At 39.7% G+C, this 15328-nt stretch carries 10 protein-coding genes and 1 pseudogene; 5 read left to right on the top strand and 6 right to left on the bottom strand.

The genetic code is table 11. The features are described 5' to 3' along the window. Window positions 1–4: 4 nt before the first annotated feature. On the bottom strand, window positions 5–1441 hold the full coding sequence (locus AC0MA3_RS15410; RefSeq protein WP_474656819.1) for a rhamnulokinase: 1437 nt from the start codon (window positions 1439–1441) through the stop codon (window positions 5–7). A gap of 28 nt (window positions 1442–1469) precedes the next feature. After that, complete coding sequence (locus AC0MA3_RS15415; protein ID WP_474656820.1) at window positions 1470–3236, bottom strand: L-fucose isomerase; 1767 nt, start codon at window positions 3234–3236, stop codon at window positions 1470–1472. 229 nt (window positions 3237–3465) lie between these two features. Between AC0MA3_RS15415 and AC0MA3_RS15420 the strand changes: the two genes are divergently transcribed. Then, window positions 3466–4236 carry a DeoR/GlpR family DNA-binding transcription regulator gene (locus AC0MA3_RS15420; RefSeq protein ID WP_474656821.1) on the top strand — a complete coding sequence of 257 codons (771 nt, stop codon included), beginning with the start codon at window positions 3466–3468 and terminating at the stop codon, window positions 4234–4236. Between the two features lie 432 nt (window positions 4237–4668). Here AC0MA3_RS15420 and AC0MA3_RS15425 read toward each other — a convergent pair. Then, a pseudogene (locus AC0MA3_RS15425) lies at window positions 4669–4755 on the bottom strand (helix-turn-helix domain-containing protein); the annotation flags it as partial. Window positions 4756–4920: 165 nt separating this feature from the next. Here AC0MA3_RS15425 and AC0MA3_RS15430 point away from each other — a divergent pair. After that, the gene (locus AC0MA3_RS15430) at window positions 4921–6783 is read left to right on the top strand and encodes a hypothetical protein (protein WP_474656822.1); all 1863 of its coding nucleotides are present in this window, start codon (window positions 4921–4923) and stop codon (window positions 6781–6783) included. Window positions 6784–7310: 527 nt separating this feature from the next. Here AC0MA3_RS15430 and AC0MA3_RS15435 read toward each other — a convergent pair. Continuing rightward, window positions 7311–7649, bottom strand: coding sequence for a hypothetical protein (locus AC0MA3_RS15435; protein ID WP_474656823.1), 339 nt, complete (start codon window positions 7647–7649; stop codon window positions 7311–7313). Between the two features lie 504 nt (window positions 7650–8153). Beyond that, window positions 8154–9731, bottom strand: coding sequence for a recombinase family protein (locus AC0MA3_RS15440; protein WP_474656824.1), 1578 nt, complete (start codon window positions 9729–9731; stop codon window positions 8154–8156). 453 nt (window positions 9732–10184) lie between these two features. Between AC0MA3_RS15440 and AC0MA3_RS15445 the strand changes: the two genes are divergently transcribed. Beyond that, entirely contained in the window at window positions 10185–10775 is a 591-nt protein-coding gene (locus tag AC0MA3_RS15445; protein ID WP_474656825.1) for a hypothetical protein, read from the top strand. A 287-nt stretch (window positions 10776–11062) separates the two neighbouring features. Here AC0MA3_RS15445 and AC0MA3_RS15450 read toward each other — a convergent pair whose 3' ends face one another. Continuing rightward, window positions 11063–11401 (bottom strand): helix-turn-helix domain-containing protein, encoded by a 339-nt coding sequence (locus AC0MA3_RS15450; RefSeq protein ID WP_474656826.1) that lies wholly within the window; start codon window positions 11399–11401, stop codon window positions 11063–11065. Between the two features lie 185 nt (window positions 11402–11586). Here AC0MA3_RS15450 and AC0MA3_RS15455 point away from each other — a divergent pair, with 185 nt between their 5' ends. Then, window positions 11587–13155: a recombinase family protein gene (locus tag AC0MA3_RS15455; RefSeq protein WP_474656827.1), complete on the top strand. Its 1569-nt coding sequence runs from the start codon at window positions 11587–11589 to the stop codon at window positions 13153–13155. Then, a complete protein-coding gene (locus AC0MA3_RS15460) occupies window positions 13121–14674 on the top strand; it encodes a recombinase family protein (protein WP_474656828.1) in 1554 nt (517 codons plus the stop codon). The genes AC0MA3_RS15455 and AC0MA3_RS15460 overlap by 35 nt, the downstream gene beginning before the upstream one ends. Window positions 14675–15328: the final 654 nt, after the last annotated feature.

The following is a 15328-nucleotide window of genomic DNA, read 5'->3' on the forward strand; positions in this document are numbered from 1 at the left end:
TGATTTATAAAGCCGGATAATAGCTGGAAAGTGTACAGGAACGTGCCACAAGTTCTCTTACCTCAGAAGGATGAACTGCTCCCAAGGCCGTTAATTGAACAGCGATATTCCCGATCGCACTCGCTTCTACAGGTCCGGCGACAATTTCCTTGCCGGTGGCGTCTGTCGTAAGCTGGCATAGAAGAACATTCTGGATCCCTCCGCCGACCATATGAATTCTGCGGATGGTCTGCCCGTTTAATGCTTCCAGCTCTTTAATCGTCGCTGCGTATGAGTAGGCCAGACTGTTCAGAATAGTTAGAATGAACTCTGCTTTTGTCCGCGGCAGTGTCTGTCCGGTCCGGGTACAATACGCCTCTATCCGTTTCGGCATATCTCCAGGTGTACTGAAGAGCGCATCATTAGGATCGATAACTGCCGCAGTATACGCTGTCCTATGAACACTCTGGGCAAGCAAGGCTGCCTCATGATGAGACACCGGTTCCCCCGCTTCAGCCCAGCACCGCTGCGTTTCCTGCAAAATCCATAGCCCTGTGATATTCTTTAGCAGACGATTGCTGCTTCCATAGCAGCTTTCATTAGTAAACCCGCATTCACGGGCCAGATCCGTTATTATCGGCCGATCCGTCTCCATTCCCACCAGGGACCATGTTCCACAGCTGATAAACGCGGCATCTGGTTTGGATATATAGGGGATCGAGGCCACAGCAGAAGCCGTATCATGTGAAGCTCCGGCTATCACCTTGAGCGGACCGATGCCAAGCTCTTCCTGCAGGGCAGGCATTACAGAGCCGATGACCGTACCAGCCGGAACGAGAGTAGGAATCAGTTCAACCGGGAGACCCAGCCTATTCGATACCTCCAGAGAAGGATTGGCAACGCCTGCAGCCAGCAGACCGCTTGTACTCCAAATCGTCTGCTCCGCCACAGCAACACCGGAGAACAGGTAATGGAACAAGTCAGGCATCATCAGCATTTTGTCCGCAGTCTCTCTCAGCCAAGGGCTGATTCGAAGATCGGCAAACAGCTGATATACTGTATTGATCCTGGCTGATTGGTTGCCTGTTAGCCGAAACTGCTCTTCCGGCGGTAATAAGGACTCAAGGGTGCCGGCACTGGCTGCTGTTCTCTGGTCCCTATAATGGTGCGGAGAATACAGCAGCTGTCCTTGACTGTCAATGAAGCCGTAATCGACACCCCATGTATCTACGCTTAAAGCCGTCAATGGACCCTGTGCCTTAGCAGCCTTACGTATGCCCTGCTTCATTTCGTGAAAAAGCCTCAGAACATCCCAGTATAAATGTCCGCCCGTTTGTACCGGCTGATTAGCAAAACGGTGAATTTCTTCTACGCGGATGCTCTCACCGTCATAGATGCCCAGCATCACCCTGCCGGAGCTTGCCCCCAGATCCATCGCCAGCAAATTTATAGCATCACTCATACTATCCGCACCTGCTCCATTTGAGGATTTAATACAGCGGCCCGAAGTTCCGGCAGGCTCTGTAATCCGCACTCTCCAGATCCTCTGTACCGAATAATGACCATACCCGTGGTCTGAAAATACGTGACTCTTCTACATTGTGCATACTGACCGGAATCCGCAGGATAGATGCAAGCGTTATCAGATCTGCACCGATATGCCCGTAGCTTATCGCCCCATGGTTGGCTCCCCAATTGTTCATGACATCGTAAACCGATTTAAATGAGCCCTGATTCGTCAGCTTCGGAGCAAACCAGGTTGTTGGCCACGTAGGATCTGTCCGTTCATCCAGCGTCTGGTGAACAGCTTCGGGCAAATCCACAGTGAAACCCTCTACAAGCTGAAGTACAGGACCGAGTCCCTTAACCAGGTTGAGACGGGCCATAGTAACAGGCATTCCGCCTTTTGTTAAATAATCCGTTGAGAAGCCTCCTCCCCGGAAGTATTCCTGCGATGCAGCGCGGAACCGGGTCTGTGCAATACAGCTATCCGCTTCTTCATCTGTAATCTCCCAAAAGGGCTTGATCGCCGGCTTTCCGTCAATACTCTGCTCTCCTGTTCCATCCAGCGCTGCAGAGCCGGAATTAATCAGATGCAATAGTCCGTTTGCCGCGTCTCCCTCCAGTGTATATCCGGTTACACGCTCAACGGCGGCAGGACTCCAGTAGGTGCGGACATCGGCGAATATTTGCGCGGTGTTCGTGAGCAGATAATTGAACAGCATGGTTACGCCATTCAAGCTGTCATTTTCAGTTGCAATAATGTACGGTGCACGTCTGCCATTCCAGTCAAAGGAGGAGTTCAGCAATGTCTCCATGAAATCTCCGTTCGGAAAATGATCCGTCCAATGCCGTTGGCCCTGGAAACCCCCGACAAGCGCATTATGCCCGTTCGCCTCTTCCTCGAAGCCAATCTCGGCGAGCTTAGGATTACCAACCATGAGATCACGCGCAATGAGGGTCATTTTCACACATGTCTCCCATTGCTTTTCCTTTTCCTCATCACTGATTTGCAGTTCAGACGGGTTATTATCTGCTCCGATCCGGCAATTCTCCTTGACCCAGGCCAGTGCGTGCTCAAATTCTGCTTGATCATAGATCTCCTCTTCAAACCGGCGGACAAATTCAGACATATCCACATACTCATTACGCATGCCCAGATATTCCTGGAAAAACTGCTCGTTAACAATCGAACCCGCGATCCCCATGGAGACGGAGCCCATCGACAAATAGGATTTGCCCTTCATCAAGGCCGCCGCCAAAGCGGATTTCGCAAACTGCAGCAACTTAGACTGCACATCGGCCGGAATCTCTTCGCTGCCGGAATCTTGAACATCCTCACCGTAAATCCCGAAAGCCGGAATTCCTTTTTGCGCATAGGCAGACAATACCGCAGCCAGATATACCGCACCTGGACGCTCGGTTCCATTAAAACCCCATACTGCATGTGGAATAGTGGCATCCATATCCATGGTTTCTGAACCATAACACCAGCAAGGGGTTACAGTAATAGACACACCAACATTTTCACTTGCAAACTTCTGTGCGGCAGCCGCGGCTTCCTTAACACCGCCGATTGTAGAATCAGCGATAACACACTCTACCTTGGAACCATCCGGATAAAAAAGCTTTTCTTCCAGAAATTTGGCTACACGCTGCGCCATGCCCATGGTTTGGACCTCCAGCGATTCGCGGACACCGCGTCTTCTGCCATCGATGGTGGGCCGGATACCAATCTTCGGATAATTTGTTGCCACTGCTGTTCCTCCTCAAATTAAGTGGTTGAAGATTAAATGAAGTTCATGTTAATAATAGAATTCAAATTCAATGTAGTCAACAAAAAACCACATAATAATCTTATATTTTGTGGTTTAATGTGATATTATTAAAAAATAGTGTGGTATTTATGATGATTTCTGACTATCACTTAGTAAATTGTAGTACACTATGAATATAAAATGATTATTAATTAAGGGTGGATAAGACATGAAGGCATTTGAACGGCGGGACCTCATTATTAATGAGCTTTATAGACATAAAAAAGTGCATGTCGCTGACCTAGCTCAAAAATTCCAGGTATCAGAAGAGACGATCCGGCGCGATCTTGACAAGCTCGATAAAGAAGGACTGGCCAAAAAGAATTACGGCGGCGCAATTTTGAATGCGCATACCAATGAAGATCCTTCCTATGCAAGCAGACACCAGATCAATCTTGAAGCCAAAGGCATTATTGCCTCCAATGTGCTGGACTTGATTAATGACGGGGATAGTCTGATGACCGATACCAGTACAACAGCTTTTGAAGCCTTACGCAAAATTACTGAAGCCAAGCATAATCTAACTATAATCACCAATTCATTGGCTGTTTTGTCCGAATTCCAGCATTCCGGCCACAAGCTCATCTCTACCGGCGGAACTTTAGGGCCTGAAACCAGCTCCTTCGTAGGCCCCACAGCTTCCCAGAGCATACAAAAGTACAATGTAGATGTAGCTCTATTCAGCTGTAAAGCACTGTCAATGACGGGAGGTCTCAGTGATTCCAACGAAGAAGAGAGCGAATTGAAAATTCTAATGCAAAAGCAGGCCAGTAAAGTCGTGCTGCTCGTAGACCATTCCAAATTTGACCGAATTGCCTTCATCAAGCTCTTCAGCTTTGATAAAGTCGATTACATTGTGACCGATCAAAAGCCTTCGGAGGAATGGATCGCTTTTCTGAATACATATCAGATATCCGTTCTCTACAGTTCTGATATGTAAATTACACCTCACCAGAGGGGAGTTGAGTCATACAATGGGATCGAGAAATTTGGCTGCTTATCACGCTCCCCAGTGGTTTCCATTCGTTCTTATCGCTGTCGGAGCCTGTCTTATAGCGCTGCTGTGGATGGTATTCAAAAAGCTCCACTGAGTAGTATTCCCGGCCCCACTTTCGATAGCGCTTACATTGCAACATAGCACATACTCCTATTCTACCGCGTCTGCACAACGAATCAGGCCTGAGATTTACGAAGTCTTTCTACGCGCGATGGTACACATTGTGATAAATATAAAAACAGGCTTATTATAATGATTGATCTTTAAATTCATTTTTCTCATGTATGTCTGACTTGCCATGTATAAAACAAAAAACCTCCCCTCACCCCTAAAGGTAAAAGAAGGCATAAACGCGTCGCTTCTGTAGCAGAGCAGCTATATCTTCAGCTCCCCAAGCTTGATCAGCTCGACAACCGCTTGCGAACGGCCTTTGACGTTTAGTTTTTGCATGACGTTCGTGGTGGGGTTTGAAATACACCAGAACATTTCATCCATTAATATTTTACTTTGAACATTAAAATAAATATTAAGCGCCATGTAACGCTAAAATTAGGTTGACAAAAACAGGAAATAACCCTATCATGTGAGTGAACGTAATTCACAAGTTATGTGAAGGGAGTTTTGTTGATGAGGGAAAATGAAAACAACTCAATGGAGTTTTTAGGATTAAATGAATCTGCAACAAAACTAAAATTATCCTCAACTGCACTTAGCAATTTAAGAAACAGGGATAAATCGTTTCCACTACCAAGCGAAATCCCTAAGTCTGGCCCAATATGGAGGGTAGAAGACATCTTCGCATATGGGTTAAGGACTGGTCGATTGACTGAAGACGAATTTTATATTCCAGCTATGCAGGGAGCTTCAAAAACAATTGCGATCGTGGGCAGAGCAAAGGTTGGAAAAAGCTTTCTGGTTGCAATGTTTGCAGATAAAACAGTTTATTATCGAATTGCTTTTAGTAGTGGTGGCGGTGACAAAACAGCTTGTGCAGTAAAGAATGTTTTTATAGATGCAAATGATGACTTTATTTCGTTTGTTGAGTTCAGTTCGTCATTCCATATTGAATTTAAAGATATACCTGGCTATGAGGATTTATGTGTAGATGCCGAATTTATGAATGGAACTCAAGTATCACTTGAGAATATTGAAAAACTCCCACATTTTATACAAAATATTGAAAAGCTTGTGAGAAGAATTATCGATGCGGAAGAACAATATGAAAAACAATATCCTGATAAAAAATCAAAGAAAAGTCAAAATGAAATTAGTGTTTATTGCAAGCCTAGTGAGTTCTGTAAGACAATCATGAAGCAAGCCAACTTAAAACGACTTGAAGTAATTGACACACCTGGAGTCTCTGGCAACGTAGAGTTTGCAAAGATTTCAAAAGCTGATATGTATGTATTTTTACTTAACGATACAAATAATGATGAAGCTAAAACTCTAAAAAAGATTGTTGAAGAAATTAAACAATATATCGCTACAAGCAATGCATGTTTTTTATATCGAAGCAATGGATTTATAACTACAAAGGAGAAATTTGAAAAAGAACAAAAGAAAGTCGAAGAAAACATGCAACATTTTGAGGATTTGTTTGAAGATTTGAAAGGCAGTGTTATTAGCAGGGCTATGGATGTTTTACACCCATCCAAAACATGTATCTGTTATCCTCCGATGGACCCAGACGATTTGTCACTTCCTGAAGAACTCTTTCGTGAAAAATTTGCAAATAGAATAATCCGTGCATTCAGTGGAGATACTGAAAGGCTTTTACGCGAGGATTTCGAAGAAGCGCTCAAAAAAAACCATGATAGAGCATTCAACTACGTAAAACAGGTTCTAATAGATATGCCTGCACATACTCACTGTGCTAAACCAATTAGTTACTTACCTAATTTCATTGCGGAGAGGCATGACAGAGTAAAATCCAATGATTACTGGCGAATTATCAATAATGTAGCAGATGGTTATAAAGTTGAAATGCAACTGCTTTATGATTATTTCCAAGACTACACTCAAGAAAAATGTCCAGAAATATGGCAACAATATATCGTAAGATACTTATATCACATGCTGTCTCAAGGTGTTACTAAAGACTGCGGACTAGGTGTAGGGACATATCATACTGAAGATAGTCCTGCTCTAACTATGATTGCTGAAGAATCTGTATTAGCAGAACAGATATTAAACGAACTATCCAGTAATCCTCAAAAAACACGTACTGAAAACTATCGCAATGCTTTAATGAAAAATGGAATCACAAGTAAGACTTGGGGATATGTATTTTGTACTGATAACAATTTAATGTTGAAAAAGCTACAGCTTATCGTTAAGTGTCTAAATCAAATTCCAACAAGTAGTCGATATGAGTTGATTTTTTGTAGATATATTGGAGGACTTCGTAAAATAACCGAGTACAATATTTTGAGAGAATTTTTTCAAACTGATGCTGATTGTGAAAACCTTGTTTTCTCTTTGAAATTTTAAGAATAATTCATTATCCCGATTGAATAGCAATGAATAGCGATGAAAATTTTTAAGACCAAGTAATGCCTACGCGAGCATTTGCTTGGTTTTTTCTTGCCTATCCTCGATACAAACCTAAAACAGTCTGTGTAAACTCCCATACCTATTAAAATAGTAACTAATAGAATGATTAAGAGAACTCATAGGACCTTGGACAAAAGAGCAAATATGAGCCTTCATTAAGGAAAATAAAATAGGCTGCTCATTGCACATTATGCGCAGAATACCTGAAAATTTGTTTGCTGTTTATATGGTCATTGGTTTTAATCTGGATGTAAATAAGGCCGTTCTCAGCATGAATTGTTGAGAATAATTGTGATAAATAACGGCTCTGCGTACTAAATGATCTGACAATCGCGGAGGTCAAGAGATCTTTATTGTTCGCGTAGACAATCTAAGTAGATTTCAGTATTAACCAACATTTAATACATCAGAAATCTTCATAACGAAGAAAATACAGACCGTCAAGGCCTGTATTTTTAATTATATTATTGAAAGATGGGTAAAAAAGTTTGCTTGTATTCACGGATAAGGTCGAGCACAGTCGATTTGTCAGGTGCATTGAGAACATCCTGTACGATAGTATCCTGGCGATTGTAATTCACCTGATTCGTAATGATCGGATGTTCAGTATGTTCGTTACGAGTGAGGTTGTTATAAATCAGCATGCTATAAGCGACAGCTCCCTTTACCTCGTGGAGTTCGCCAGCAGCGTAGATGTCAGTGTTAGCAAGCGCAGCTGGGTCACCCCAACGTTCAACATCTCTTCCTGTTCCACGCGAGAAAGCACTTCGAATAAACATCTCATACTCTAAATTTACCGTCATATAAATCATCCCTTCGCATGCTGTATTTTATATAAGGCCAGTTGCTGACTGTTTCGCATCATTTTTGACCATTATTGACCTTCGCATAATTATATAGGGATATATTGTAAATTCCAAGCGTAGCTGTCATATGTACGAAATTAGTTTACCTTTGTTGATGTACCTTCAAACAGCTCTATATTATCTGCACATCTATATTATCTGCACTGCATAATGCGTAATACCGCTGTAAGGAACTCTTCAATAACAAGTAACAATTTAATTTTAGAAGTATTCTTTGCAGCTGTGCTACCAAAGTACAGCGCTTCAAAATTTAGAAATATGCTCATCTAGTTTTCGCTACCTTCCCTGATCGATTTCTCCACAATTGCAATTTTAAGGAGTTCTTCAATATTATTTTAATTCACATGCTCTTAATGATTTGCCATCATCCCTATTTATCCATTATTGAATCCTATACATTATTAAATCATATAGCTAAAAGGAGTAGATGTTGTGAACGATCTACGATTCCAACTGCCCCAAAGGAGTATAAATCTCCACTTCCCCATCCATGCTCACAACTAATTTTTCAATAAGCTTGGTCAAAACAAGTCTCATCTCGTCCAAGCGATCAAAATCAAGTTCAACAAGACTTTCCAATGCTGTTCTTATCTCATCATAAACTTCCTCCATATTGATTTGTGCTTCCTTGTTCTGAGATGCCTTTGCTAGTTCTGATTGTAGTGAAGCAATTTCCTGTTCGTATTGTTGTTTTTCAAAATGATATTGTTCTTCGTCAATTTCTCCGAGCATATTCTGTTTTCTCAATTCGAATAGCAACTTACGGTTCCCCTGAATTGCCTTTTCCAACTTTTTAAGATCCTTGTCCATTTCATTAGATGACCTTCTCTTCAAAATTCTATCTTTGCTTTCACTCGTTGTGGACTCAACGTTGATAACTTGCTTCAACTTCTTGCTCACTTCATTTATGACGGTATCTCTAATGTTGTTATAGGGAATCCAAGCGTTGTTGATACATCCCATCTCTCCTTGCCGTCTCCTAGTTGAGCAAATCAAATATCGATATACTGGGCCGTCCTTTCTTGACTTCCCCTTACAACTCACCAATGATGCCCCACAATGTTTACAAAAGATCATGCCAGCAAATACATTCACTCGATTTCTAACGCCTCCACGCCTACCTCCACCACGTTTCAAACGAATCTCTTGCGCAAGTTCGAATGTTTCCTTATCAATGATCGCCTCGTGAGTTTGTTCGGCAGATCTTTCCCACTTAGTCTTGTCGCGCTGCACTTGTTTCCTACTTCGGTCAGACATGTTGTTAATGTCGTTGTAAACCTTTTTCACTTCATATTTGCCAAACACATTCTGCCCTGTGTATACCTCATTAGTGAGAATCCTTTGAATAGTGGTAATTCCCCAGACTCCTCCTTTTGGAGAAGGAATCTCCATCTCTTCGTTGAGATATTTTACGATTGCCTTTTCGCCCATCTTACGAGATACATATAAATGATAGATGAGTTCGACGATATACCTATCATTTTCATCAGGGACAAGTGTCTTTTTATCACCATTCACAATTTTTTTATAACCGAATGGAGAAACACTGCCCGTAAAGTTTCCTTTTAGAGCAGACTGCCTAATCCCACGTTTCGATGAAAGACTGATCTGTTCGCTGAGCTTCTGATTCACTGCCGATATAATCTGAAATTTAAGCTCATCATTATCCTTCAGCGAATCAAAGCCCTCTTCGATAGAAATCAATCGGATGCCTAATGCATCAACCAAGATTCTCTTTAAGTTCAGTGAATCAAGCGTATCTCTTGAAAAACGCGATAACGAAGCGAATATTATCGTCCCAAAATACTTAGCTTTGGCATCTCGAATCAATTTTTGGATTTCTTCCCGTGCGACGATCGATGTTCCTGTATCACGGTCTTCGTAAGAAAACTGTACATTCAAATCAAGTATTCTAGCCTTCTCTTCGCAAAGCCCTCTTTGGTGTTCAGGGCTGTCTTTTTGAGAATCCTTCGTGGTTGACACGCGTACATATATAGCCGTTACATTAGGATTTATCATTTATACATCACCTGATTCATCATGGTAGTCTGTCCTTAGAGGTCTCCCTACTGTAGCTTATGCCTGGATGTTTTACGAGCACCTTCCGAATGGTATCATCAATCAATTCTTCAATGATCTTCTCAAGTGACTTTTCCTTTTCAATGGACTTAAACACGACCTTGAGCTGCACAGACATCACCTCTTGGTAATGCCTATTACTCAATAAGATTGTCCTATTCCTTATAGAATTTGTGATCTTTTGGATTCCAAAGCGAAAAGCCCAACTCCTTATGGGAATTAGGCTCTCCTAAGCTTTATTAAGTCATTCGATGTCGTGAACGTTAATTTATGTAATTAACAATTAGAATGTTACTGTACGAAATTAGATATGCATTCTGCCCATATTGATGTTCGTCCTTCATGAGACCAAGCATATGATTGTACTAATAATGATATGAGGGAGTGGTACACTTGTCCAAATTTTCAGAACAAATTGAACAATTGTTACAGTATAACGGTGTTGATGCTGAAACATTATTGGAGGCAGCATTATCACTGCATAGTAAACGGAAAAATTCAGGAATCCAAAAATACGCTGATGAATTAAGACTAATGGACGATCTCACAGCTCAGATTAATCAGGTGTTTAGAAACATCATTATTAAATCAATTACTGAGAATGAAAAAACAGATCCCAATCTTCCCATTAATGTTCCTCAGATCAGACTATCAAATGACTTCATTGAAAACCTTGAGCATAAAAATAATGATCTACAACATAGCTATCAGGATCTCTTGGCTAAAGTAACAACCAACAACACTTTAGTTACTGAATTAGCTGTAATGGTTAAAGAAAATAACGCATTATTGGAGCAACATGCAATAGCATTAGCAAAATCAGAGGATTATGCTCAAACGAAATCAACAGGTAGAGGCCCGTACAAAAAAAATAATAAAGCTACTCCGATTGAAGTAGCCCCAAATCCCATTCAACATGAAATTACAAGCAGTGATCCAAGTTCTGAACCAGGGGTAGTAGATGACGATGACTCTGTTCCTTAGTTTGATCCAAACCTCTTTTCACTAAAATCACCCCAATCAGTCTCTTCAAGCATTGGAGCCGAACAAATGACTTTTCTACAATATTTAGGTGATATAAAGAAGCAATTAGGAGTAGATGATATTACACCACAAAGACCTAAAAAATACGGGCCTACCATTGATAAAAGTAATTTAACGATTATTCAGTCAGTTCCTCGAATTAAACACTAAACATCATACACTTCAGTAAACAATCATTTACTATTATGCATAGTTTCCTCACAGAGGGACAATATAACATTAATGATCTAAATTAGCTTGTCACAACAAACGTCAATTCCCTTTTCGGTTATCTCTAATAAATAACTTGCGAAGGCAGGCTGATGTTTCTCAAGTTGTATTAAATTATGAGTAACTCGATTTAATCGATACTGAAATTCCGTATCAGCTTCATTACACTCTAGCCCTAACACTTGGAGCCGACTCTGAAGCTTCCATAGTACTTTTAGCTTAATGGAGTCGGTTTTTCCATTCTCTAAGTTACTTAAATACGCTGGCGAAACTTCAAGTTCCTTCGCAAATTTATTTAAGCTTATGTTTCTCTGCTCTCTCACTACTCGGATTTGTTGTCCGAAATTTTTCAACACACTCACCACCTATGAAAGGAATATACAACATGGCTAAAAAGAAACCAACGCAACCACTATCTATGAAATCCGTTCAATTCGTACATGATCCAAAAGCGGCAACACTTTGGATAGATATGTACTCGGAACTGCTAATAAAGCATTTAAAATCCAAAATTGATGGTCCTTGAAGGAGTGAATAATTAATGTTTTCGGTAAGTAAAACTGTAGTTTATATGCGAAATTCAGCTGATATTTACCAGGATAACTCAATACAACTTCAAAAAGACCAGGCGTACATCTGTGCAACAAAGAACTCGCTCACCATTGATGAAATTTACAATGATTCTGATACTTCTGCCAGAAAAAAATCAATTGAAAATAGAGAAGCTTTATCTAGATTACTTTCTGATATTAAAGCTGGTCTTATCGGAAGCTTGATTGTCTATAAAAGAGATCGACTTGCAAGAAGAACTGAGGAATACATGGAAATTTATGAAGTTTTTAAACAACACCAAGTCACTGTTTACTTTAGCGCATCTAATGAGTTTCCCATGTTCTTTACACCTCAAGCTTTCACAATTGAATACTTATTAGCATCTTTTGCTGAACATGAAGATATTCAATTAAAGCAGCGATTAGCAGATACGAATGCATCTAAATTTAGTGAAGGCACATTAATTCCCTCAAGGCTCCCCTTTGGTTATAAAAGACATGAATCAGATATTTCAAAGCCTGATAAGTTCGGTAAAGTAAAAAAAACAGTAACGATTAAGTTAAATCCACCTGCTGTCAAAGTTGTGGAGCAAATCTACAACGAACTATTAACAAACTCCTTTGAAACGATGGATCAATTCAGAAGTCACTTGGTAAAGCTTAAACTTACTAGAAGTAAAAATGGTGACCCTATGGAAACTGAACACATAAAACAGCTCATTCGGCAACCTCTATATAAAGGACTCCTCCAGAGACAGTATCAATTTCATGAGCGCCCCAGCACTAGATACTCACCTGAATTGAAAATCATTTCCGAGGAAAACTGGAACCTAGCGCAAAGTGCATTAGAACAACTGATTCCAAAAAAGCGTGTTCCTAAAGGAAATAAGTTATCAAACAAAGAATTTTTTCTTAGCAACATATTAAAATGTGATCAATGCCTACATGATTCCAATGAAGGCCACCTCTTGAAGCCTAATCTCCAGAAATGCAGTTATGTATGTAAAAAGCATAAAATCAGTCTGGATAAGCAACAAATCGAACAACTTGTCGTTGACCATTGCATTAAATTTTTCACTGAACTGATTAAGGGAAAGCCATATTTAAAGAATATTCAAAAGCTACATGTCAAACTCCGAAAGCTTTATAGCGCTGGGCTTAATGAGAGATTTAACAAGCTTACAAATAATTTTTCAAATTTAACAAAACAATTCATTAATGCGCAAGATCCCTCTGTTAAAAACTCTCTCCTCCTACAGTGCAATGAAGCCCGTGGTGCATTGATACGCATTAAAGAAAAATTGAATGAATCCAACTCTAAGCTTGAAATTGAAAGTAATTTATTACTTTCAATGGAAGCGAATAAAGATCTGCTCCACACATTCAAAGAATTAGATCCTGAAGCCAAGTCACGTTTTATTGAGGATATTGTTGACACCATTGTTGTGGATTGCGGTGGGAAACCAGCTGTGATATTAAAAATCCCGAATTTACTTAGCGATAAATATATAGGAGGAATTATTGATGACCTCAGTTCTTCAGGAGCAATTACGGAATAAAAAGGGAGTATTTTATGGAAGGGTGTCTTCTCAGGAGCAAGACCTGCAAATGCAGATTGATTCCTGCAAAGGTTTTAGAGAAAAAAATAATTGTGATGTAACCATTGATCTTCAAAAATATGTAGAAAAAATTTCTGCAACTCGTGTTCCATTAACTAAGCGGGAAGCTTTAATGAAAGTTATCAAAGCTGTTAAGAACAAAGAATATGATTTTATTGTTGTCTATAATCATGATCGACTTGCGCGCGATCCATTAGAGCATCTTCGATTGCGTAAATGGTTTGCGGATCTCCAAGTATCTGTATACTTAAGTAGTTCAAATCAAGTTTATAGTAATAAGGACATTTTAAGTAATGCAATAAGAGATAATTACAGTAAAATCGAGGCTGATAATATACGTGTTCGGATGAAAGATAGTATTTATTCTAGAGTTGTATTTCATGGTAAATGGACAGGAGGGAAAACCCCTTTTGGAGTTTGTTATCAATATGACGATGTATTAAAAATGAAAGTACTACAATTTGAGAAGGACAAAACCAAAATTATCAGAGATATATTTAAGCAGTATAAGGGAGGTTTGGGTTTCAACTCCATTGCTACTTATTTGAATATTCACCATCCACTTTCGGGACAACAATGGAGCAAAGAACGGGCGAAATCTATAATTACAAATCCAATCTATTGCGGCTACCTTAGTATTCATAAACGCAAAAAAGGATCAAGAAATTCTACAACAAATCGTGACGAATGGATTATGGAGAGATATAAAGAATTGGACCCAATAATTGAGCTTGTAGAGTGGGAATACTGTTACGATTTATACATGAAAAGAAAAACACGTGAAATTAGCAATCCACAATATTTCTCAACACCGTATCTTTTTAAAGATATTATTCAATGTAGACAATGCGGAAAGCCACTGCTAACTAAAAATCAATCTAGTGGTCAATACGGAGATCAAATATATTGTTGCGGTAGAACCTCGGATTGTCATATCCGAATAGTATCAAAAGAATTAGATGACTACCTTATAAACTACATTAAGAAGTCTGAGATCCTAAATAACAACATTGAACAGCGCGATTTAATCAAAGAAAGGATCAAAGAATTCTACATCAGCCAGAAGCAGGAACTTGAAATCGAAAGGAGTAGGTCGTATCAAAAGTTACAAGACCTAAGACAAGATTATGATGCTGCACAAAATCAATTGCACCCTCTACTCGTAACTCAAAGTGATCGTATAGCAATAGATGTATTACAAACCTTATCCTCTATATTAACGAGTGATATCGCAGATACTCAGCAAAATTTTAAAAAAATTTCTGACGTAATAAAAAGGTTGGAAAGCCTAGAACTTGAATCAAATCACTGGGATCACTTTTTAGGCGATACATTGCCAGTTAATAAAGATCAGTCCCACCAAGTTCGCAAGTTGCTACTTCTCCTCTTTGAGAAAATTGAAATCGATAATGGCGGTGGAATTTATATCACAAATAAGATTAATTTGAACAATCGCTAACTCTCCAAGAAATTGGGGAGTTTTAATTATCCTCCAATATCGGTGAATAGGTGGACAACATATTTCAAACCTCGGTTTGTAGGTAGGATCGGCATGCCGTTCTCACCTACAAACCGAGGTTTGAACGGCGAAAAAGCGCCTGTCCCATAAGGAATAAGGGTTTTCCTATTCATTAGTTTAGACAATCATTTCCGTTCATAAACATTTCTCGGCGATTTGGTGAGCTTTTTTTGATTATCTCGGTGAATGGGTGGAGCGCATTCTGGTTTAATTATTGATATCAAATAATTCAAATACAAAGTAGCAATCCCTAATTAGTTGTGAACTGTTTTGGGCCTTTATGAATTTTCTAAAATTTGATTTCACCAATTACTTTGCCGTATTCTTCTGTTTATTCATACATACCCTCCTCAAACTCCAGAAAGAAGGATTTGGCTGGCTTACTCCAACTATCGTGAGATATCCATAAAAAGCAAGTTATTAAGTGAAATAAAAAAGCACAGCAAGAGGAATTCTCCATGCCATGCTTGCTTTTTGAGATAAGCCTTAAAAACCCATTAATAATTTTAAATTAAGTAGACGATATATCACGAGTGCGGATTCAGCGCGAGTAGTGGAGCCTATCGACTGAAATTAACTACTTGTGTTCCCTTT

It is taken from the genome of Paenibacillus sp. LS-5 (genome assembly GCF_056121505.1).